Origin of the sequence: Brevibacterium sp. NPDC049920 (assembly GCF_040656435.1) — a bacterium.
GTDB classification, from domain to species: Bacteria; Actinomycetota; Actinomycetes; order Actinomycetales; family Brevibacteriaceae; genus Brevibacterium; species Brevibacterium pityocampae.
On sequence record NZ_JBFAMF010000007.1, the window covers coordinates 112537 to 134806 of the forward strand.

The window sequence follows — 22270 nt, forward strand, 5'->3', positions numbered from 1 at the left end:
GATCAGGCGGGGACGTGGAACCGTCCGGCGACGGGGATCCGGCAGTCGCACTCGCCGTGGAAGTCGACGCCGATCTCCGTCACCGCGCCGCTCGGCAGGGTGACGACGGCGTCGACGGGGACCGGGGTGCAGCCGAGCAGATGGTTGCGCAGCACGAGCGCGGTGTGGGCGACCGCCAGGGTGCTGAGCACCGGATCGGTGCGCGCCGGCCGGGGAGACTGCTTCCACAGCGTCCGCCAGGCGAGGAGCCAGTCGGCGTCCTCCTCGGTGCGGAGATTGACCCGGCAGCGGGTGCACGGTGTGGAGCCGGGCACGATGACGTGGGAGATCGTCGCCTGCGCCTGCCCGACGACGACCTGCTGGTGGTCGATCCCGTTCTCCACGAGGTATCCCGCCGAGACCGCGTCCTCCACCCAGACCCCGGTGAGGACGACGAGCGGGGAGCGGTACCCGGTGGACTCCTCCGCCCGGCCGATCCGATGGGCGTCGAAGCCGGCGGCCGCGAGCACCGGGAGGAGCTCCTCGGCGTAGGGGCCGAGCACGAGCACCGGGGTGGCGGCGAGCGTGGCGGCGATCTGCGTGGGGGAGACGCCGAGGTTCGCGGCGAGGGGATCGACGTGGACGGTGGGGCGCCGAGGCGCCGCGTCCGGGCCGAGCGGCACGAGGACCCCGGCCTCGTCGAGGAGGGCGAGCAGGGAGGAGGCGCGGGCCGAGGACACGCCCAGATGCTCCGCCCGGTCGAAGAAGTCGTCGATCCCGATCCCCATCCGGAGGACGGAGATGAGCTCCGTGTCCTGTGGGGTGAGGCCGTCGATGAGGATCGGTTCGTCGATCCCGAACTGTACGCACCGGTCGCTGCGCCAGACCACCGGCACCGAGTGAAAGAGCTGATACACCGCTGATGCACCTCCTGATCCGGAGGCTACCGACTGGCGGTGCGCGCGAACAGTCCCCGGACGCGCCTGTGGATAACCTCTGCGGGAGAGTCCCGGACCGGGTCCGGGCAGGGTCGGAGCCCACTGCGCATCCGATGATCCGCAGGAGCTGACCGGCCCTGCCCGGGTGGTCGACCCCCAGCCGCGCTCGGGATCTCATGAGCCTTCCCCTTGCCCATGAAACCCGGGTTTTCCGGGGGTCTGACACCTCAAACTATGCGGCCCCCGCGGTGCCGTCAACACCGGGCGTCCCGGCGCCTGTGCACAAGCCGGCGCCAGCTGTTGACGAGTGTGCCCGCGCCTGTGGATGACGGTGTGGATGCGGGAACGCGCGAGATTCCGAGGGTGCCCGATCCGCCCCGGTGGGCGCGGCGTGTCGCGGGCTGGGTGAGCGGGGACAGGGGCGGGGGCGAAAATTTCCGCCGGAAGTTCGGCGCCCGGGGCCCCGCACCCGACCGGGGTGCCCCGGTGCACGTGGCGGGCCCGTGTCAGCGGCGCACTCTAGGGTGGTGGTATGGAGGCACGAGAGGTCATCGCCGCACTCGCGGACGGCACGATCACGGTCCGGCGGTCGGCGCGCCGGCGCAAGACGATCTCGGTGAGCCGCGATCACGGCTCGTACGTCGTCGCGGTGCCCGCCCGGTACGACGTCGACCGCCATGCCGGTGACATCGGTTCGCTCATCGCGCGACTGGAGAAGCGCGCCCGCACCGCGCCCCGCGGCGACGCCGAGCTCGAACGCCTCGCAGCCGAGCTCAACGACCGCTGCTTCGACGACGGGATCGCGCCCGCCTCGGTGCGCTGGGTGACGAACCAGCGCCATCGCTTCGCCTCGGCGACCTCGGCGACCCGGGAGATCCGGGTCTCCGACCGGCTGCGCGAGGTGCCGCGCTGGGTCCTCGAATCGGTGCTCGTCCACGAGCTCGCGCACCTGCGTGTGCCGGACCACTCGGCGGCGTTCACCGCGCTCACCCGCCGCCACCCGGACACCGACAGGGCCGAGGTCTTCCTCACCGGCTTCTCCTACGGGGAGACCGCGGCGGAGGCCTCTGCGCGTCACCGGGACTGAGTCGCGCTGCCGGGTTCGTGGTGCGCCGCCGCGGCCGAGGAGCGCCGCCGGGTCGACGGCGCAGGGCCCGGACCGAGGTGGGTCGCCGGGATCGAGTCGCGGCACCGGCACCTGGACCCGTGAGCAGGATCGGCCAGGGCACGAGGGAGCGGATCAGGAGCGTCCCGCATCGACGGTGCGGGCGGAGTGTGCCGCCTCGAACAGTCCCGGCAGGCGGCCGGGCAGGTCGGGCAGGATGTTCTCCGGCAGCTCCTCGAGGTCGAACCATGCCACGGCGAGCGACTCCTCGGAGGCGCTCACCGGCGCCGCTGCGTCCACCGACGCGCCGTAGACGACATCGCGGTGCACCCGGCACGCGCCGAAGGCCGCGGGCAGGCCGTGGACATGGAGGTCGATCGGGGCGGGGGAGAACCAGTCGACGCGGGTCAGGCCGGACTCCTCGAGGCACTCCCGCAGGGCCGCGGCCCGCAGCGAGGAGTCCGCGGCCTCGATGTGTCCGCCGAACTGCCCCCAGGCATCGGCCTTGCGGTGGTGGTGGAGGAGCACACGCCGGGCATCGAGGTCGAACACCACGCAGCTCGCGGTGAAGTGCTCGGGCCCGCCGTCGCGGTCGAGGGCGGCGGCCCCGGCGGAGGCGAGGAAGGCCCGGGCCGCAGCCTGTTCATCGATCCGGTCGGCAGGCGCGGGCCAGGAGCGCAGCTCGCGCGCCGCGAGCTGTGTGCGGGCCCCCGGGGCGCTGCCGCCGGTGGGCGTCACGGGGACGGCGGGGTGGAGCCGCTGGGACGATCGTCGTCCCCGTCGCCGGGGTCGCCGCCGTCGGCGGGGCCGTCCCCGGCCGCGGAAGCATCGCCATCGTCCGGGGTGGATGCATCCGTGCTCGGGGCGGCAGCTGCGTCGGCGGGGCCGGTGGTCGGCGAACCGGTGTCGTCGTCACCAGCGGAGCCGGCGCCCTCGTCGGCGAGCAGCCGGGCGAGCGCCTCGTCCATCGAGGAGTCCGTCGACCATTCCTGGCTGCGACGCTCGCGGTAGCCCAGCGGGTCGTCGAGGTCCTGCGTCGTCGGCAGCAGGTCGGGGTGGTTGAATACCGCGTCGCGCGCCTCGGGCCCCTCGGTCTGCTCGAGGTAGGAGAACAGCGCCGCGGCATCGCGGAGCCGGGCCGGGCGCAGGTCCATGCCGACGAGCTGGGCGAAGGTCCGGTCCGCCGCGCCCTCGGTGGCCTGGCGCTCGCGGAGCGCCTCGCGGATGGTGTCGCGCGAGCCGAGCTGTGCGCACGCCCGGTAGGCCACGACATCGGCCCAGCCGGCGATCACCGACAGGAGGTTCTGCAGGCTGGTGAGCGCCTGGTGCTGCGCCTCGGTGGGTTTCGGGTCGAACAGGCCGCGGCGGATCTCCTCGCTCATCTCCTGCATGCGGCTGGGATCGATCGAGCCGGCCATGCCCTGGATTCGATCGAGGTCGAGCTCGATCCCGGAGGCGTACTTGCTCAGCGCGGTCTCCACGTGGCCGGCGAGCCAGGGGGAGCGCTTGAACAGCCAGAGGAGTGCGAGCTCGCGCACGGCGAGGTGGATGCGCAGCTCGGTGGCCTCGACGCCGATCTCGGAGGCCGCACCGGTGATGTTCGCCTCGATGAGAGCGGGCCGGCTGCCCTTGATGAGCGGCAGACCGTACTCGGTGCCGCTGAGCACGGAGCCCGACAGCGCGCCGAGCGCCTCGCCCAGCTGCATGCCGAACATCGACTCGCTCATCGAGGTGAACATCTGACCCGCGCCGGCGAGCATCGGCTTGAGCTCCTCGGGCGCCTGCTCGGCGATGCTCGCGGTGAGCGCGGAGGACATGTTCGACTGGATCGGTCGCACCAGCCGCTGCCAGCCCTCGAAGGTCTGCTCGACCCACTCGCGGCGGGTCAGTGCGATCGCTTCCGGAACGCCGACGGCGGAGGTCGTGACGTCCTCGAGCCAGAGCTCCGCGAGGCGGAACGCGTCGTGGGAGGCGCGGGTGACCTCCTCGGTGACCTCCGGGTCGGGCTGCGGGATGTGCTGCTCGGCCGCGCGCATGCCCCCGGTCTGCGAACCGCCGGAGAGCATGCCCTGGAGCTGCTGCATGATGCCGCCGAGCATCGCCGGATCGAACGGGAGGCCGCCGGGGCCCGCCTGTCCGGCCGAACCGGACTGCCCACCCGAACCTGACTGCCCGAAGGCACCGCCCATCTGGCCGCCGGGACCGAAGAGCATCCCGAAGATGTTGCCGAGCGGGTCGTTGTTGTCGTCGGGCTGGTCGCCTTCGCGGTTCTTGTCGGTCATGCCATTCCCTCGGTCGTCCGCGGAGCCTCGGCTCCGCTGATGTGCTGGTCGGTGCTGCTCGCGGTGCGCGCGTGCCGCGTGCCGTGCACGGGCGGCGCGCTGGTGCTGTGCTGTGCGCGGTGAGCGATCCCGTGCGATCCACGGGCCTGCTGAGAAGCCTACCGAGCGAAGCTGGTCAAACCTTCCGAACCGGGGGCGCGAATCGCCGGTGTCCGCCCGTGGCTGAATCGTCGCCCGGGCGGCGAGGGCGCCGGCACCCGGTCACGATTGGGTCACCGCGATCGCCGTGGCCTACACTTCACTAGAGCCGAGACCGAAAGGAACCCCTGCGTGAGCGAGCCTGCCGTCACCGGCCCCGAAGCGCCCGCACGGTCGCGCCGGAAGCGGTCCGACGGCACCATCGTCTCGGGGATCGTCACGTATCTCCTCGTGCTCGTCGCGGCCCTCGTCCCGGTGCCCTATCTCATCCAGATGCCCGGGCCTGTCGTCAACACCCTCGAACCCGTCGAGGGCGACGAGCTCATCACGATCACCGGCACCGAGACCTACGAGGCCGAGGGCACGCTCGACCTCCTCACCGTCGCCGTCGCCGGCGGGCCCGGCCGCAGCCTCAACGCCTCCCAGGTGCTCCGCTCCGTCGTCAGCGCCGAGGACACCGTGGTGCCGACCGAGGCGTACTATCCGCTGACCACCACGCGGGAGGACGTCACCGGGCAGAACGCCGCCGAGATGGCCTCCTCCCAGGACACCGCCACGGCCGCCGCGCTCGGCGAGCTCGGCATCGACTACCGCTCCGTCATCACCGTCGCCGAGGTCGTCCCCGGCTCGGCGGCCGAGGGCCAGGTGCAGCCGGGGGACATCATCACCGCCGTCGACGGTGCGGAGATCGGCGGCGACGAGGCCGCCGCGCAGACCGTGGCCGACGCCGTGCGGAGCTCGGAGAGCACGGTCGTCCTCGGCCTGGAGCGCGCCGGGGAGCCGCTCGACGTCGAGGTCGCCCCGGTGGAGGCGCACGGCCAGAAGATGATCGGCGTGACGATGACGCAGGCCTTCGACTTCCCGTTCGACGTCACCTTCAACGTCGAGGGGATCGGCGGACCGTCGGCGGGGACGATCTTCGCCCTCGCGATCATCGACGAGCTCACCCCGGGCAACCTCACCGGGGACCGGGCGATCGCCGGCACCGGGGCGATCAGCCCCGACGGCACCGTGGCCCCGATCGGAGGCGCCCGCCAGAAGGTGTCCGCCGCCGCGGAGTCGGGCGCCGAGTTCTTCCTGTCCCCGACCGACAACTGCGCCGAGGTGCTCGGCGCCCGGGGTGCCGACGCACTCGCCGTCGTCGCCGTGGGCACCCTCTCAGAAGCTCATTCCGCGGTGCAGGACATCGCCGCGGACCGTACCGGGAACCTGCCGTCCTGCCAGGACGCCGCGGCCAACTGATGTCCGACGCTGCTAGGAAAGGACACGCGTGACCTTCGCTGCCCCACCAGGAGGCCGTTCGACCGGCATGAAGCCGAAGAAGCCCTCACCGCTCATGCTCACCCTCATCGCGGTCGCGGTGCTGCTCGTGCTCTTCGTGATCTTCGCGCAGGTCTACACCGAGGTGCTGTGGTTCGACCAGCTCGGCGTGCTCTCCGTCTACGCCACCGAGTGGATCACCAAGGTCGTCCTCTTCGTCATCGGCTTCCTCGTCATGGCGGTGCCGGTGTGGTACTGCCTGCGGATCGCCCACCGGAACCGTCCGGTCTACGCGCCCGTCACCCCGCGCCAGGAGAACCTCGACCGGTACCGCGAGGCCGTCGAGCCGCTGCGCCGGATGATGACGATCGCGCTGCCGGCCGTGCTCGGACTGCTCGGCGGCGTCGCGCTCTCGGCGGCCTGGACCCAGGCCCTCATGGTCCTCAACGCCACTCCCTTCGGCACTCCCGATCCGCAGTTCGGCCACGACATGTCCTTCTACGTCTTCGTCCTCCCGGTGATCCGGGTGGCGCTCGACTTCCTCGGCATGGTGACGCTGCTGGCCTTCATCGCCTCGGTCGTCTCCCACTACCTGTTCGGCGGAATCCGTCCCGGCGAGGAGCGCGGTCTCCACCTGACCAGGACCGCGCGCGTGCAGCTCGCGATCACCGCCGCGCTCCTGCTGCTCGTGCAGGCCGGCCGGCTGTTCGTACTGCGCTACGAGAACCTCACCAACACCTCGGGGATCGTCACCGGCGCCACCTACACCGGGGACAACATCACGCTCCCGGCGATGCTCATCGTGTCGCTCGCGACCGTGGCCGTCGCGGTGCTGTTCGCCGCGAACGCCTTCGCGAACGTGTGGAAGCTGTCGGTGGTCGCGGTGATCATGCTCGTCGTGCTCGGCGGGATCTCGATCATCGGTCTGCCCGCCGGGGTCCAGCAGTTCCAGGTGCAGCCCTCGGAGCAGAGCCTCGAGAACGAGTACATCCAGCGCAACATCGATGCCACCCGCAGCGCCTACGGCATCGACGACGTCGAGGTCATCCCCTACAGCCCCACGGTCGAAGGGGAACCCGGTGCGCTGCGGGCCGACGCGGAGACCGCCGCCTCGGTGCGCCTGCTCGACCCGAACCTCGTCTCCGACACCTTCCGCCAGCTCCAGCAGCAGCGTCCCTTCTACGGCTTCCCCGAGCAGCTCGACGTCGATCGGTACGAGATCGACGGGCAGATGCAGGACACCGTGATCGCGCTGCGCGAGCTCAATCCCGGTTCCCAGGCGGATTCCTCGTGGCTCAACCAGGCCGTCGTCTACACCCACGGCTTCGGCGTCGTCGCCGCCTACGGCAACCAGCAGGGCAACGACGGGCAGCCGGCCTTCCTCGAGGCGAACATCCCGCCCACCGGTGAGCTCGGCGAGTACGAGCCGCGCATCTACTTCGGCGAGCGCTCCCCGCGCTACTCGATCGTCGGTGCGCCGGAGGACTCGGACCCGCGCGAGATCGACTACCCGGCCGACGGCGAGGACGGCTCCGCCCAGGTCTACAACACCTTCTCCGGCGAGGGCGGCCCGGCGGTCGGCTCGTTCTTCCACCGCCTGCTCTACGCGATCAAGTTCCAGGACGAGCAGATCGTCCTGTCCGATGCGCTCAACCCCGAATCGCAGATCCTCTACGAGCGGAACCCGCGCGAGCGGGTGCAGCGCGTCGCGCCGTTCCTCGAGGTCGACGGCGATCCCTACCCGGCTGTCATCGACGGGAAGATCAAGTGGATCGTCGACGCCTACACGACCTCGCCGGAGTACCCGTACTCCACGCCGCAGGTCCTCCAGGAGGCGACGCAGGACTCGAACACCGAGCGCTCCGGCGCCACCCAGGCGCTGCCACCGCAGCAGGTCAACTACATCCGCAACTCCGTCAAGGTCACCGTCGACGCCTTCGACGGGTCCGTCGACCTCTACGCCTGGGACGAGAAGGACCCCGTCCTGCAGACGTGGATGAAGATCTTCCCCGACCTCGTGCAGCCGGTGGAGAACATGAGCGCGGATCTCATGAGCCACGTGCGCTACCCCGAAGATCTCTTCAAGGTCCAGCGCTCCCTGCTCACCCAGTACCACGTGGAGGACTCGAACTCGTTCTACACCGGGCAGGACTTCTGGACCCAGCCGCTCGACCCGACGGTCAACGCCGAGCGCAACCTCGTGCAGCCGCCGTACTACCTCACGCTGCGGATGCCCACCCAGGAGGCGCCGTCGTTCTCGCTGACCTCGTCGTTCATCCCGCGGCAGTCGAACGGGCAGACGCGCAACAACCTCACCGGCTTCCTCGCCGCGTCCGCGGATGCGGGCTCGGAGGAGGGCGCGCCGAGCGAGGAGTACGGCAAGCTCAGGCTCCTCCAGCTGCCGCGCAACACGACGTTCCCCGGCCCCGGCCAGGCGCAGAACAACTTCAACACCGAGCCGGAGATCCAGACGAGCCTCAACCTGCTGCGGCAGGGCGAGTCCGAGGTGCAGAACGGCAACCTGCTCACGCTGCCGGTGGCCGGCGGTCTGCTCTATGTGCAGCCGGTCTACGTGCGCTCCGCGGGCGAGACCTCGTACCCGGTGCTCCAGCGCGTGCTCGTGGCCTTCGGCGAGGAGATCGGCTTCGCGCCGACGCTTGACGAGGCGCTCGACCAGGTGTTCGGCGGCGACTCCGGTGTGCAGGCCGGCGATGCCGACAAGGCCGGTCAGGACACCGAGGACGAGGCGGGCACCGGTGCCGGTGGGGAGGGGGCCGGAGCATCCGCCCCCGACGAGTCGGTGCAGGAGGCCCTCGACGAGGCGAAGCAGGCGATGGAGGATGCCGACCGGGCTCTCCAGGACGGCGACTTCGCCGCCTATGGCGAAGCGCAGGAGCGTCTCCGCCAGGCGCTCGAGCGCGCGCTCGAGGTCGAGCAGGGCCCGGCCGACGCCGAGGCGCCCGCCGAGGGGGAGGCCCCGACCGAGGCGCCCGCCGAGGGCGAGGGCTGATCGCGCGAGCTGGTTCCGGGCCGCTCCACGCGGTGAGGCAGATCACCTCCCGGCGATTTGGTGGTCACCTGGCGTTCACGTATAGTTGAGAACGCATCGCGGGGTGGAGCAGTTCGGTAGCTCGCCGGGCTCATAACCCGGAGGTCGAGGGTTCAAATCCCTCCCCCGCCACCAGTAGGGAGAATCCCCCGGTTCCGGAGACGGAACCGGGGGATTCCGCGTTCCCGGGCGGCTCTGCGGTTAGGGTGGTGAGGACCAGCGATCCGACGGCTCGGCCGTCGAAGGAGGTCCTCGTCCATGACCACGAACCCCCAGGGAATCGTCGACGCACTCGACTTCTCACAGCTCATCGCCGCCGCCGGGCACGCCGGCCCGAAAGTCACCTTCTCCGTGCCCACCGAGGTGCGCGGCACCACCGGCGGCACGTCTGCCGCCGTGCTGGCCGGCCAGCTCCGGACCGCGGCCGCGGAGCTCGAAGCCGCCGGCACGAACCGGGCCGACGCCGAGGCGCTGCTCGCCCCGATCCAGGAGCTCGCCGACGACTCGAGCTACTGGCGGCGGCAGAGCCGCGGCTTCGTCGCCTTCGCGGCCCCGGGCTTCCACCTCGCCGTCCGCGTCCCGATCGAGGTCGAGGTCGGCCTCACCGTGGCCGACCGGTTCCGCGTGGTGCCGCTCGTGCCGCTCCTCGAGAGCGGCGGCCGCACCTACATCCTCGCGCTGTCGAAGAACTCCGTCCGCCTGTTCGAGGCCACCCGCAACGCCATCGAGCAGCTGCCGCAGGGTGGGATCCCGGCCGACTTCGACGCGGTCGTCGGCGAGCTGCCCGAGCACCAGCTGCAGCAGCGCGCGGTCGGCGGCGGGCACGCCGCGTTCCACGGCCACGGCGGCTCGGACGACACCGACAGCATGCTCACCGAGAAGTTCCTCCGGGGTGTGGGCGAGGCGGTGGGTGCCGAGCTCGGCACCGCGCGCTCCCAGCCGCTCGTCCTCGCCGCAGTCGCGGAGTACCTGCCGGTCTTCACCGCCGTCTGCCCCTACCCGGCGATCCACGACGCGGTGATCGCCGGCAACCCCGAGCACACGAGCCCGGACACGCTGCGCTCGGAGGCGTGGCGGCTGCTCGCGGAGCGCACAGCCGTGGCCGAGGCGGAGGAGGCGGAGCGGGCGCTCTCCCTCGTGCACAACGGCAAGGGGTCCTTCGACCTCGCCGAGGTCGCCCAGGCCGCCGGTGAGGGCCGCGTCGACACCCTCTACCTGCCGCGCGACGCCCGGCGCCTCGCGTCCCCCGACGCCGCCGCCCTGGCCGACGCCGCAGTCGTCGACACCGTGCGCAACCGCGGCACGGTGCGCACGCTCGGGGAGTGGGACCGCTCCGACGAGGTCATCGCGACCTTCCGGTACTGACACGCACCGCCCCGTACTGAGGCGCACCGCCCCGTACGGAAGCGCACCGCCCTCGCGGCGAGGCGCGCCGTGTCGATCCCCTCGGACTCCGCGCCGCTGCCGGCGGGCTCCGCGCCGCTGCGGAGGGCGCCGCTGCAGGGCGCGGTGGGGAGGCGTGCGGCTCGCCCCCGGGGACCTGCGGGATGCCGCGGCGCGGGCCCGGCGGAGGGTCGGTGCAGAGGTCCGCGGGGGGAGCGGCGACGGGGGAGTGACGAGGCTCACGCCGCAGGGGTCGTCATCCCGCTTGCGCATAGTTGAAGCTTCAACTACATTATCTCTTGTAGTTAAAAACTTAACCAATGAGGAGAACACCATGACCGCTCTGCCCACCAACCTCACCGCCGGCACCTGGAACTTCGACGCCCTCCACTCCGACTTCGGGTTCGTCGCCCGTCACGCCGGCGTGTCGAAGGTGCGCGGCGAGTTCACCGACTTCACCGGCGTCATCGCCGTTGCCGACGAGTTCGAGAACAGCACCGTCGAGGCCTCCGCGAACGTCGCCTCGATCACCACCGGCAACGAGCAGCGCGATGGCCACCTCCAGTCCGGCGACTTCTTCCTCGCCGAGGAGCACCCGCAGGCGACCTTCATGTCGACCGCGATCGAGAACTTCGACGGCGCCGAGTTCGACCTCGTCGGTGACCTCACCATGCGCGGTGTGACCCTGCCCGTGACCTTCAAGGCCGAGTTCAACGGCGTCGCCGTCGACGTCGACTCCTCGCTGGCCGGCTTCTCCGCCACCACCACCGTCAACCGCAAGGACTACGGCATGAAGTTCCACGCCGCGATGGGCGGCGGCGAGCTCCTCGTCAGCGACAAGATCGTCATCACCATCGAGATCGAGGCCGCCAAGCAGGCCTGATCCGCCGCTCCGGCGGGCGCACCGCGCGCCCGCCGGACCCGGGAGCACCGACGAGGCGCCCGCACCGGAAACCGGTGCGGGCGCCTTGCTGTGTGCTCGGAGTCGGGCCGCCGGCCGTAGACGGCGGAGCCCGGGGACTACTTCGCCGGGCGCGCGGTGAAGGTCCCGTCCTCGATCGCCCGGGCGAGGCGGGCGATGCCCGCGGTGGCGGCCTCGACCTCGGCGGGACTCTTGCAGAACGAGTAGCGGATCGTCGCGCGGTAGTGCTCCGCCGTCGGTGATCCGGCCCGGCACAGCGCGGCCACCGGAATCCCGGTGAAGCCGTACTCCCGGGTGATCCGCTCGTTGAGGGCGAAGGCGTCCTCGTCGGTGAGCGGGGCGAAGTCGACGAGCACGAAGTATCCCGCCCGCGGCGTCCGGACATCGATGCCCGGCACCTGGCGCAGTGCGGCGAGCAGCACGCCGCGGCGCGCGGCGAGCGAGTCGCGGTTCTCGGAGGGGAACGGCGAACCGGTGCGCAGCGCCTCGGCGACGGCGACCTGCAGGGGGGAGCCGGCGGTGAAGGTGAGGAACTGCTTGACGCCCTGGATGGCCGCGCGGACCTCCGGAGCGGCCACGACCCAGCCGACCTTCCAGCCGGTGATGTTGAAGGACTTTCCAGCCGAGGACACCGATACCACCCGCTCGGGCTCGTCGACGTGCGCGGCGAGCGCATGATGCTCGGCTCCGTCGAACACGAGGTACTCGTACACCTCGTCGGTGATGACCCAGGCATCCGCACGCTGGGCGCCGGCGAAGATCCGCCGGAGCTGTTCGAGGTCGAACAGCGCACCCGTCGGGTTGTGCGGGGTGTTGACGATGATCGCCGCCGTCGACTCCGACACCGCCGCCTCGAAAGCCTCCCAATCCGGGGCGAAGCCGCCGTCGACCGGCAGCACCGGCACCGTGACCATCGTCGCCCCGGCAGCCGTGATCGCCGCCGGGTACGCATCGTAGAACGGTTCGAACACGATGACCTCGCCCCCGGGCGGCACGAGCGCGAGGATCGCAGCGGTGAGCGCCTCCGTCGCGCCGACGGTGACGAGCACCTCGTCGGTGCTCACCTGCTGGCCGTACTCGCGGCGACGCTGCTCGGCGACCGCGTCGATGAGCGCGGGGAATCCTTGGCCGGGCGCGTACTGATTCATCCCCGCGCGCATGGCGTCAGCAGCAGCGGCGACAAGCGGCTCCGGGGCGTCGGTGCCGGGCGCGCCCTGGCCCAGATTGACTGCCCCGTGGGCGGCGGCGAGCTGCGTCATCTGCCCGAAGATCGTCTCTCCCACCGTGCCGTCGGGCCGGACGAGGCCGGCGGCGTCGACCATCCGGTGCCACAGGGGTGCGCGCATGAGCTCCGGCATCACATGTACTCCAGCACCGCGTCGTGGAGCCGGCCGTTCGTCACGACCGCGTTCCCGCCGAAGGGACCGTCCGACCCGCCGAGGTCGGTGAACCTGCCGCCGGCCTCGAGCACCACGGGGACGAGCGCGGCCATGTCGTAGAGCTCGAGCTCCGGCTCGCAGGCGATGTCGACCGCGCCCTCGGCGACGAGCATGTAGGACCAGAAGTCTCCGTAGCCGCGGGTCCGCCACACCGTGTCGCACAGCTGCAGGAACCGCTCCCGGGTGCCGCGCCCCCGCCAGCCGGTGAGCGAGGCGAAGGACAGCGAGGCATCGGCGAGCGCATCCACGGCGGACACGGAGATCCGCTCCGGGGCACCGCCGTCGACGACGAGGTGTGCGCCGGCCCCGGACGCGGCGTACCAGCGGCGGCCGAGCGCCGGGGCGCTGACGACGCCGACGAGCGGCGTCTCACCGTCGTAGAGGCTGATGAGGGTGGCGTAGACGGGCACGCCGCGGACGAAGTTCTTCGTCCCGTCGATCGGGTCGACGATCCAGCGCCGGGCGGCCTCACCACGACCGCCGTACTCCTCGCCGAGCATCGCGTCGGCGGGCCGGTGCTCGGCGAGGACCTCGGCGATCATCTCCTCGACCGCGCGATCGACGTCGGTCACGGGGGTGAGGTCCGGCTTCGTGGTCACCGTGAGGTCGTGGGCGCGGAAGCGGGGGAGGGTGAGCGCGTCCGCCCGGTCCGCGAGCAGGAGTGCGAGCTGAAGATCGTCCATGGGGCCACAATAGCGAGCACGCCCGCCGGGGGAGTGCGGGGTTCGAGGAGTGGGAAGGTCAGCCGGCAAGGTTGCCGAGCAGCCGCCGCAGCGAGGCGAGCCGTGCCGGTCCGGATTCCCCGGCCCGTCCCTCGGCGACCCAGGCGTCGAGTGCACAGCCGGCGGAATCGGCGAGGTGCGCGCACCCCTTGGGGCAGTCGGCGGTGGCGGGGACGAGCTCGCCGAACGCGGCGAGCACGTTGTGCGCATCGACGTGGGCGAGGCCGAAGCTGCGCACTCCCGGGGTGTCGATGAGCCAGCCGCCGCCGGGCAGGGGCAGGCAGACGGCCGAGGACGAGGTGTGCCGGCCGCGGCCCGTGACCTCGTTGACGGCACCGGTCGCCCGACCGGCGTCGGGCACGAGCGCGTTCATCAGCGTCGACTTGCCCACCCCGGAGTGCCCGACGAGCACGCTGAGCCGGTCGGCGAGCACGCCGGCGAGCGCGGTGATGCGCGGTCGGCCGCCGTCGTCGAAGCCGCACGGGACGATCTCCACACCGGTGGCCTCGAAGCGCTCCCGGATCGCGTCGAGGGGCGCGAGGTCGAGCTTGGTCACGGCGAGCAGCGGGGTGATCCCGGCGTCGAAGGCCGCCGTGAGCGTCCGATCGATGAGCCCCCACGAGGGTTCCGGGTCCGCCGTGGCGGTGACGACCACGAGCTGGTCGGCGTTGGCGACGATGACGCGCTCGGTCGGGTCGGTGTCGTCGGCGCTGCGGCGCAGCACCGTGCGCCGGGGCAGGACCTCGACGATGCGGGCGAGGGAGCCGTCCTCGCCCGAGGTGTCCCCGGCCATCCGCACCCGGTCGCCGGGCACGATCGCCTGCCGGCGCAGCCGCGAGGCGCGCACGCACGTGATGATCGGCCCCTCGGCGGGGGCCCCGGCCTCATCGTGCTCCGCGACGGCGCGGTAGCGCCCGCGGTCGACCGCGACGACCATGCCCACCGGCGCGTCGCTGTGGTCGGGCCGCTCCTTGGTGCGCGGCCGCGAACCGCGCCGGTTGGGGCGCGGTCGGTAGTCGTCCTCGGTGAAGTCCCGGTAGCGGCGCGGCATCGGTCACCCGAGCATGGCGGTCCACAGCGCGGTGAACTCCGGCATCGTCTTGCCCACCGTCGCGACGTCCTCGATCTCGATCCCCTCGACCCGCAGCCCGAGGACCGCGGCGGCCATGACCATCCGATGGTCGTGGTAGGTGGCCCAGCGGGCACCCCGCGTGGCCGGCGAGTTGATGATGAGCGAGTCGGGGCCCTCGGTGACGCGGGCCCCGGTCTTCGTCAGCTCGGTCGCCAGAGCGCTGAGCCGATCGGTCTCGTGGCCGCGGAGGTGGCCGATGTTCCGCAGCGTCGAGGTGCCCTCGGCGCAGGCCGCGATCGCGGCGACGACGGGGGTGAGCTCGCCGACGTCGCCGAGGTCGAGGTCGACGCCGTGCAGCCGCGCCGGACCGGTGACCTCGAGCCCGCTGCGGCTCAGCGTGGAGGTGGCGCCGAACTCCTCGGCGATGCCGCGCATCGCGTCCCCGGCCTGGGTGGTGTGCGCCGGCCAGTGGGGGATCGTCACGGTGCCCCGGGTGACGAGGGCGGCGCCGAGGAAGGTCGCGGCGTTCGACAGATCCGGTTCGACCGCGACCTGCAGGCCGTGCGGACGGCCGGGTTCGACGACCCAGCGGTGCGGCTCCGGCTCGCTCACGTGCACGCCGGCGTCGGCGAGGGTCTCGAGCGTCATGTCGATGTGCGGCCGGGAAGGGAGCCGCTCACCGGTGTGGGTGAGCTCGAGGCCGAGGTCGAAGGCGCCGGCGGCGAGCAGCAGGCCGGAGACGAACTGGCTCGTCGCGGAGGCGTCGAGGTCGAGGTGCCCGCCGCGGACGCCGCCGGCGGCCTCGACCGTGAAGGGCAGAGCATCCGTCCCGGAGTCGGTGGTGACCTCGGCCCCCAGGCGGCGCAGCGCGTCGAGCATCGTCGACATCGGGCGCACATAGGCCTGCGGGTCGCCGTCGAACCGGACCCGGCGCCCGGTCGCGGCGGCGAGCGGGGGCACGAAGCGCATGACGGTGCCGGCGAGCCCGCAGTCGACGGTGACCGGGTCCGTGTCGGCCACGGCCGCGGGACCCGGGAGCGGCTCGATGCGCAGCGCGCCGTCGGCGTCGGGGACGATGCGGGCGCCGAGCGCGGTGAGGGCGGCGATCATGAGCTCGGTGTCGCGGCTGATGAGCGGGGCGGCGATCCGGGAGGGCTCGGTGGCGAGCGCGGCGAGGACGAGGAAGCGGTTGGTGAGGGACTTGGATCCGGGGACGGCGACAGTGGCCCGCACCGGTGCATCGCTGCACGGTGCGAGCCACGTCCGCTCAGGGCTGTGCGTCACCTGTTCGGCAGGCTCACCGTGTCGAGCGCCTTCGCCGAGGTGCGCTCGACATTGCGCCACAGATCCTCCGCGGCATGCTGGGCGCGCCATGCGAGGCCGGGCTTGCCCGCGGTGTCCACGCTGGCGAGGAGCGCCCCGCCGAGCAGCGAAGTCTTGGCGAGGAGAGAATCCTTCGAGGCGCTCTCGCTGCTGAGCTGCTGGCCCACGACGTCGATGAGGTAGGTGCCGACGAGCACAGTGGACGACAGGCGCGGGAACCGGCCGATCGCGAGCAGCGAGCCCGCGGCGACCTGGGCGGCGCCGGTGATCCGGGCGACGGTCTCCGCCTCGACCGGGAGGTCGACCTGCTTCTTCACCAGGGAGAGGAGGGGGGCGACGGACTTCGCGGCGGCGTGCGGATTGCGCACCCGGGCGATGCCGTTGCCGATGTACGCGGAGGCGAGCATGGGGCGGGCGATGAACCGGACCAGGGACACGGTGTTTCCTTCCGTAGTGGGCAGTACTCCTGCCACCCGAGCATAGTCGCTCGCCCGCGCCCGGACGGAACTGCCGGCGGAATATCATCGCCGCCGCGGGCGTTCTCACGACACGAGCCGCAGCCGCCGTCCCGGAGCCCGGGAGGCGCCGACGGCAGAGAGGAAGTGGAGCGGATGACGGCGACGATGCTCGCAGAGCGCAGCGCGCGCACCGGAACCCCGGTGCGCACCCCCGACGCCGGGGCGACGGGCGTATCATGGTCGATGATGACTGAATCGACATCGCCCGTGGTCGACGACACCGTCGACGTGGCAGCCGAGACCGACGCCGAACGCTCCGCCCGCTTCGAACGCGACGCGCTGGAGTACGTCAACCAGCTGTACGCGGCGGCGCTGCGCATGACGCGCAACCCCGCGGACGCGGAGGACCTCGTCCAGGAGGCGTACACGAAGGCCTACGCCGCCTTCCACCAGTACACCCCCGGCACGAACCTCAAGGCGTGGCTCTACCGCATCCTCACGAACACCTTCATCAACAACTACCGCAAGAAGCAGCGGCAGCCGCTCGAATCGAGCGGGGAGGACATCGAGGACTGGCAGATCCACCGCGCCGCCTCGCACACCTCCTCCGGCGGCCGGTCCGCGGAGCTCGAGGCGCTCGACCGGCTCCCGGACAGCGATGTCACCGATGCGCTGAGCCAGCTCCCCGAGGACTTCCGGATGGTCGTCTACTACGCGGACGTCGAAGGTCTGCCGTACAAGGAGATCGCCGAGGTCATGGACACTCCCATCGGCACGGTGATGTCACGACTGCACCGCGGGCGCAGGCAGCTGCGCGAGATGCTCGCCGGCTACGCCGCCGAACGCGGATTCGGAACCCGGAAGGAGGCCGACGATGAGTGAGCTCCGTCGGGACGACGACTGCTGCCGATCCGGACGCCAGGAGAGCCTGACCCGGATCTACCACTACCTCGACGGCGAGCTCTCCGGCGAGGAGATCTCCGCCATCCGCGAGCACATCGACACCTGCCACGACTGCCGCGAGGAGTACGCCGTCGAGGCGCTCCTCAAGGAGCTCGTACGCCGCTCGTGCTGCAACGACGCCGCGCCGGACGGGCTCAAGGAGCGGATCCGTGCGCGCATCGTGATGGAGCAGACGACGATCACCGTCCACCGTCGGATGGGCTGAGGGACGTCGCATCGGCCTGCGCGCTGCGGAAGAGCGGCTACAGGTGTGCGAACAGCATTCTGCAACAGCGCACAGCACAGCGGCGGGGGGGGGGGGGGGGGCCGGCCCCCCCCCCCCGGGGGGGCGGCCCCCCCCCCCCCGCCGAGCGCGGGGGGGGCGCGCGCGGGTAGGTATTGGAGTGCGGCGCGGACGGCCCGGGCGCGCCCGGCGGCGCCCCGCCCCCCCCCGGGGCGCCGGGGGGGGCGGTTTTTTGCCCCCCCCCCCCCCCCCCCCCCCCCCCCCCCCGGGGGGGGGGCCGCCCCCCCCCCCCCCCCCCCCGCCGCTGTGTGCACCGCGCCTCAGCGCAGCCGTCCGTGCGCCTCAGGCGTTGGGACGCTTGCCGTGGTTGGCTCCGCGCTTCTTGCGGTCACGGCGCTTGCGGCCTCGCTTGCTCATGATCGTCACTCCTTCTGTTCGACCTCATTATTCTTCCATACCTGGCGCAGGGGCGCCACAGCACGGACTCAGCCGGCGGTGTCGCGCACCCCGAGCCAGTCGAACCAGCCGCGGTGCAGCACGAGCCAGGCGAGCAGCCCGTACCCCTCCTGCCCGGGCAGCCCGGTGCCGGACGCGGTGAGCTCGCGCTGCCAGGCGGCATGCTCCCGCAGCGGCGTGAAGGTGTCGACATAGGCGATCCCACGGCGCAGCGCGACATCGGCGAAGCCCGCGTTGAGCTCCTCGAGGCGCCGGTTGCGGTCGCGGTCGAGCGACGGGGGAGGCCCGACGACGAAGGTGAGGACCTCGGACCCGAGCGCGGAGTCGAGCGCGTTGGCGAGGTTGAGGCGCGAGCGCGCCGTCGACAGGCCGGCATCGATGTCGTGCGGGCCCGGTGCGAGCACGAGGCGGTTCTGCGTGTGCGGGTCGAACCGCAGGCGCGCCTCGGCCATCCCGCGCTGGCTCATGCCCACCGAGTCCTCACCGGCCACCCCGAGGGCGTAGAACCGGGAGTCTGGCAGCGACGGCAGGGTGCGGGCGGCGACACGGCCCGTCCAGCCCAGGCAGCGGGCGTCGCCGTGACCGGCGACGAGCTCGTCACCGATCACGACGACCGTGGTCGTCCGCTGCTGCGTCACCGTGCGAAGACGCGTTCGACGAGGTCGGCCTGCTCGAGGTCGTGGACCTTCTTGAGACCGGTCGCCGGGGACGCCGAGGCGACGCGGGTCACGATCCGCATCTCGCGGCCGCCGAGCAGCGGTACGAGATCGAGGGCCATGAACGGCCAGGCGCCCTGGTTCTCCGGCTCCTCCTGCGCCCACACGAGCTCCACGTCGTCGCCGAACGGCGCGAGCGCGGCTGCGATCCCCTCCTCGTCGAGCGGGTAGAGCTGCTCGACGCGGACGAGCGCGGTGCGGGTGTCCTCGAGCTTCTCCCGCTGCGCCAGCAGGTCCCAGTAGAGCTTGCCGGAGACGAACACCACCCGATCGACGCCCGAGGCATCCACAGTGGTGTCCGGGAGCACCGGCTCGAACCGGCCGGAGGTGAAGTCCTCGACCGTGGTCGCCGCGGACTTGAGCCGCAGCATCGACTTCGGAGTGAACACGACGAGCGGCCGCTTGCGGTCCGTGTGCGCGTGGCGGCGCAGCAGGTGGAAGTACGAGGCGCCGTTCGACGGGTAGGCGACGGTCATGTTGTTCTCCGCGCACAGCTGGAGGAACCGCTCGATCCGGGCCGAGGAGTGGTCCGGGCCCTGGCCCTCGTAGCCGTGCGGCAGGAGCATGACGACACCGGAGGTCTGCGCCCACTTCTGCTCGGAGGAGGAGATGAACTCGTCGATGATCGACTGCGCGCCCTGCGCGAAGTCGCCGAACTGCGCCTCCCACAGCACGAGCGCATCCTGGCGCTCCACCGCGTAGCCGTACTCGAAGCCCACCGCCGCGTACTCGCTGAGCAGCGAGTCGTAGACGTAGAATTTCGCCTGGTCCTCGGTGAGGTTCGACAGCGGCGTCCACTCGTTGCCGTTGTCGTGGTCGATGAGGACCGAGTGGCGCTGCGTGAAGGTGCCGCGGCGGGAGTCCTGGCCGGCGAGGCGGACGGGGATGCCCTCCATGAGGAGCGAGCCGAAAGCGAGCAGCTCCGCGAAGCCCCAGTCGATGCCGCCGGAGCGCGACATCTCCTGCCGCTTCTGGAGCAGGCTCTTGAGCTTCTTGTGGACCGCGAAGTCGTCCGGGACCTCGAGGTGGGCATCGCCGACCCGCTCGATGACCTGCGAGGGCACGGCGGTCTCGAAGGGGTTGTCCGCTTCGAGGTCGGCCGGGCGCTCGGGGCGCGGCGGCAGCTTCGCGGCCTCCTTGGCCTGCTTCTCCGCCTCCTTGGTCTCGGCGAAGGCGGCCTCGAGCTTGGACTGGTAGTCCTTGAGCGCCTCCTGCGCCTCCTCCTCGGAGATGCACTTCCGGCCGACGAGCGATTCGGTGTAGACCTTGCGCACCGAGCCCTTCGACTCGATGAGCGAGTACATCACCGGCTGTGTCATCGATGGATCGTCGCCCTCGTTGTGGCCGCGGCGGCGGTAGCACACGAGGTCGATGACGATGTCGCGGTTGAACTCCTGGCGGTACTCGAAGGCGAGCTCGGCGGCCCGGTACACGGCCTCCGGGTCATCGCCGTTGACATGCAGGATCGGCGCGCTGATCGTCTTCGCGACGTCGGTGCAGTAGTACGAGGAGCGGGCCGAGGCCGGCGGGGTGGTGAAGCCGACCTGGTTGTTGATGATGACGTGCACGGTGCCGCCGGTGCGGTAGCCGCGCAGCTCGGACAGGTGCAAAGTCTCCGCGACGACTCCCTGACCGGCGAAGGCCGCGTCGCCGTGGACGAGCACCGGCAGCACGGAGAATCCGGCGTTGCCGGCGTCGATCTCGTCCTGCTTGGCGCGCGCGATGCCCTCGAGCACAGGGTCGACGGTCTCGAGGTGGCTCGGGTTGGCCGCGACGTAGACCTTCGTCGAGTTGCCGTCCGGCGAGGTGTAGGAGCCCTCCTGGCCGAGGTGGTACTTGACGTCGCCGGAGCCCTGGAAGCTGTCCGGGGCCTGGGTGCCGTCGAACTCGCGGAACACCTGGGCGTAGCTCTTGCCCGCGATGTTGGTGAGCACGTTGAGGCGGCCGCGGTGGGCCATGCCGATCGTCACCTCGTCCATGCCGGCGTCGGCCGCCTGACTGAGGATCTTGTCGAGCATGACGATCGCGGACTCGCCGCCCTCGAGGCTGAAGCGCTTCTGTCCGATGTACTTCGTCTGCAGGAAGGTCTCGAACGCCTCGGCGGCGTTGAGGCGGCCGAGCACGTGGCCCTGCTCCTCGCGGGTGAGCTCCTCGTGGGGGACCTCGAGCTTCTGCTGGAACCAGCGGCGCTGCTCGGGATCGGCGATGTACATGTATTCGATGCCGGTGGTGCGGCAGTACGAGTCGCGGAGCACGCCGAGGATCTTGCGCAGCGGCAATAGCGGCCGGTCGCCGAAGCCGCCGGTGGGGAACTCCCGCTCGAGGTCCCACAGGGTGAGGCCGTGGGAGTTGATATCGAGGTCCGGGTGGCTGCGCTGGCGGTAGACGAGCGGGTCGATGTTCGCCATGAGGTGACCGCGCGTGCGGTAGGCGTCGATGAGCTCGATGACGCGGGCGGACTTGTTGACGTCGGTCTGGTCGCCGGCGTCGAGGTCCGGCACCCAGCGCACCGGCGTGTAGGGCAGACGCAGCGACTCGAAGACGTCGTCGTAGAAGCCGTCCTCGCCGAGCAGGTAGCCGTGGACGAGCTTGAGGAACTCGCCGGAGCCAGCACCCTGGATGACGCGGTGGTCGTACGTCGAGGTCAGGGTCACGACCTTGGAGATCGCCAGGCGGTTGATGGTCTCCTGGCTGGCGCCCTGGAACTCGGCGGGGTACTCGAGCGCGCCGACGCCGATGATGCAGCCCTGGCCCTTGGTCAGGCGCGGCACGGAGTGGACGGTGCCGATGCCGCCGGGGTTCGTCAGGGACACCGTGGTGCCGGCGAAGTCGTCGGCGGCGAGCTTGCCGATCCGCGCCCGCTCGACGAGGTCGTCGTAGGCGTCGACGAACTGCTTGAAGGTCAGGGTCTCGGCCTTCTTGACGTTGGGCACGAGCAGGGTGCGGGTGCCGTCCTTCTTGGGGACGTCGATCGCGAGACCGAAGTTGACGTGACCCGGGCTGACCATGACGGGCTTGCCGTCCTGCACCTCGTAGTACACGTTCTGGCTCGGGAAGGCCTTGAGCGCCCGGATCACCGCGAACCCGATGAGGTGGGTGAAGGAGACCTTGCCGCCGCGGGTGCGCTTGAGGTGGGAGTTGATGACGATGCGGTTGTCGATGAGCGCCTTCGCCGGCAGCGAGCGGACCGAGGTGGCCGTCGGGATGGTGAGCGACTGGTCCATGTTCTCGGCGATGAGCTTGGCCGGACCGCGGAGCTTCGTCACGACGTCCTCGACGGTCTCCTGCGGAGCGGACTTCTCCCGCGTGCCGCTCGACTCCTTCTTCGAGGCCGCGGACTTCGACTCCGCCTTCGGGGTCTCGGACTCGTTGACCGAGGGCGTCACGCCCTTGTGCGAGTCGAGCTTCTTCGCATCCCCGGAATCCGCGCCCTTCTCACCCTTGGCGGCGTTCCCGGTCTTGGCGGCGGCCGAGGACGAGCTGCTCTTCGAGGCGCTGCTCGAGGCCCCGGGCTCCGCAGAGTCCGAGGAGGACTTCTTCGCGGAGGACGAATTCTGGTTCGACTTCCCCGACGTCTTCGTCGGAGCGCCGTTCCCGGCCGCCGGGGAGTCCTGCCCGCCCTCGGCCTCGTACTGCTCGAAGAACGGCCACCAGGACCTGTCGACGGAATCCTTGTCGGACTTGAACTGCTCGTAGAGTTCCTCGACCAGCCACTCGTTGGACCCGAAGTCCTCGACGCTGCGGTTGGGGGTGTTTACGGACACGGCGAGAATCGCCCTCTT

The 22270-nt window shown here is 71.3% G+C and carries 17 protein-coding genes and 1 tRNA gene; 8 read left to right on the forward strand and 10 right to left on the reverse strand.

Translation table 11 applies throughout. From position 1 onward, the window contains the following. Positions 1-2: 2 nt before the first annotated feature. Entirely contained in the window at positions 3-896 is an 894-nt protein-coding gene (locus AB0I45_RS08945; RefSeq protein ID WP_137319385.1) for a hypothetical protein, read from the reverse strand. 553 nt (positions 897-1449) lie between these two features. On the opposite strand from AB0I45_RS08945, the gene AB0I45_RS08950 reads away from it, so the two are divergent. Further along, positions 1450-2004 carry a M48 family metallopeptidase gene (locus tag AB0I45_RS08950; protein ID WP_137319386.1) on the forward strand — a complete coding sequence of 185 codons (555 nt, stop codon included), beginning with the start codon at positions 1450-1452 and terminating at the stop codon, positions 2002-2004. A gap of 153 nt (positions 2005-2157) precedes the next feature. Here the strand turns inward: AB0I45_RS08950 and AB0I45_RS08955 are convergent, their stop codons facing one another. Both AB0I45_RS08955 and AB0I45_RS08960 read right to left on the reverse strand, forming a co-directional pair. Beyond that, the gene (locus AB0I45_RS08955; RefSeq protein WP_254668758.1) at positions 2158-2760 is read right to left on the reverse strand and encodes an NUDIX domain-containing protein; all 603 of its coding nucleotides are present in this window, start codon (positions 2758-2760) and stop codon (positions 2158-2160) included. Beyond that, positions 2757-4304, reverse strand: a complete 1548-nt coding sequence (locus tag AB0I45_RS08960; RefSeq protein WP_295689499.1) for a zinc-dependent metalloprotease — start codon at positions 4302-4304, stop codon at positions 2757-2759. Before AB0I45_RS08960 ends, AB0I45_RS08955 begins: the two co-directional genes overlap by 4 nt. A gap of 330 nt (positions 4305-4634) precedes the next feature. Between AB0I45_RS08960 and AB0I45_RS08965 the strand changes: the two genes are divergently transcribed. The 5 genes from AB0I45_RS08965 (at position 4635) to AB0I45_RS08985 (ending at position 11077) form a co-directional block, all read left to right on the forward strand. Further along, on the forward strand, positions 4635-5744 hold the full coding sequence (locus AB0I45_RS08965; RefSeq protein WP_295689501.1) for a S16 family serine protease: 1110 nt from the start codon (positions 4635-4637) through the stop codon (positions 5742-5744). Between the two features lie 67 nt (positions 5745-5811). Then, positions 5812-8772: a UPF0182 family protein gene (locus AB0I45_RS08970; RefSeq protein WP_295689508.1), complete on the forward strand. Its 2961-nt coding sequence runs from the start codon at positions 5812-5814 to the stop codon at positions 8770-8772. A 97-nt stretch (positions 8773-8869) separates the two neighbouring features. Next, positions 8870-8946, forward strand: a tRNA-Met gene (locus AB0I45_RS08975). A gap of 123 nt (positions 8947-9069) precedes the next feature. Then, the gene (locus tag AB0I45_RS08980) at positions 9070-10176 is read left to right on the forward strand and encodes a hypothetical protein (RefSeq protein ID WP_295689503.1); all 1107 of its coding nucleotides are present in this window, start codon (positions 9070-9072) and stop codon (positions 10174-10176) included. A 352-nt stretch (positions 10177-10528) separates the two neighbouring features. After that, positions 10529-11077 carry a YceI family protein gene (locus AB0I45_RS08985; RefSeq protein ID WP_295689506.1) on the forward strand — a complete coding sequence of 183 codons (549 nt, stop codon included), beginning with the start codon at positions 10529-10531 and terminating at the stop codon, positions 11075-11077. Between the two features lie 137 nt (positions 11078-11214). On the opposite strand, the gene AB0I45_RS08990 is transcribed toward AB0I45_RS08985, so the two are convergent. Genes AB0I45_RS08990 through AB0I45_RS09010 form a run of 5 tightly spaced genes read right to left on the reverse strand, consistent with a single transcriptional unit; the run spans position 11215 to position 16109 of the window. Beyond that, on the reverse strand, positions 11215-12474 hold the full coding sequence (locus AB0I45_RS08990) for an aminotransferase class I/II-fold pyridoxal phosphate-dependent enzyme (RefSeq protein ID WP_295690804.1): 1260 nt from the start codon (positions 12472-12474) through the stop codon (positions 11215-11217). Then, positions 12474-13238, reverse strand: coding sequence for a histidinol-phosphatase (hisN, locus tag AB0I45_RS08995; protein ID WP_295690806.1), 765 nt, complete (start codon positions 13236-13238; stop codon positions 12474-12476). The genes AB0I45_RS08990 and hisN overlap by 1 nt, the downstream gene beginning before the upstream one ends. A gap of 58 nt (positions 13239-13296) precedes the next feature. Then, entirely contained in the window at positions 13297-14328 is a 1032-nt protein-coding gene (gene rsgA, locus AB0I45_RS09000) for a ribosome small subunit-dependent GTPase A (protein WP_137319392.1), read from the reverse strand. A 3-nt stretch (positions 14329-14331) separates the two neighbouring features. Then, a complete protein-coding gene (aroA, locus tag AB0I45_RS09005; RefSeq protein ID WP_295690811.1) occupies positions 14332-15633 on the reverse strand; it encodes a 3-phosphoshikimate 1-carboxyvinyltransferase in 1302 nt (433 codons plus the stop codon). Next, entirely contained in the window at positions 15630-16109 is a 480-nt protein-coding gene (locus tag AB0I45_RS09010) for a DoxX family membrane protein (RefSeq protein WP_137319394.1), read from the reverse strand. The genes aroA and AB0I45_RS09010 overlap by 4 nt, the downstream gene beginning before the upstream one ends. Positions 16110-16373: 264 nt before the next feature. On the opposite strand from AB0I45_RS09010, the gene AB0I45_RS09015 reads away from it, so the two are divergent. Continuing rightward, complete coding sequence (locus AB0I45_RS09015) at positions 16374-17012, forward strand: sigma-70 family RNA polymerase sigma factor (protein WP_175407042.1); 639 nt, start codon at positions 16374-16376, stop codon at positions 17010-17012. Further along, complete coding sequence (rsrA, locus tag AB0I45_RS09020; RefSeq protein WP_137319395.1) at positions 17005-17298, forward strand: mycothiol system anti-sigma-R factor; 294 nt, start codon at positions 17005-17007, stop codon at positions 17296-17298. Before AB0I45_RS09015 ends, rsrA begins: the two co-directional genes overlap by 8 nt. Positions 17299-17801: 503 nt before the next feature. On the opposite strand, the gene AB0I45_RS09025 is transcribed toward rsrA, so the two are convergent. Both AB0I45_RS09025 and AB0I45_RS09030 read right to left on the reverse strand, forming a co-directional pair. Continuing rightward, complete coding sequence (locus AB0I45_RS09025; protein WP_137319396.1) at positions 17802-18410, reverse strand: GDSL-type esterase/lipase family protein; 609 nt, start codon at positions 18408-18410, stop codon at positions 17802-17804. Further along, entirely contained in the window at positions 18407-22252 is a 3846-nt protein-coding gene (locus tag AB0I45_RS09030; RefSeq protein ID WP_295690098.1) for a multifunctional oxoglutarate decarboxylase/oxoglutarate dehydrogenase thiamine pyrophosphate-binding subunit/dihydrolipoyllysine-residue succinyltransferase subunit, read from the reverse strand. Before AB0I45_RS09030 ends, AB0I45_RS09025 begins: the two co-directional genes overlap by 4 nt. Between the last annotated feature and the right edge of the window lie 18 nt (positions 22253-22270).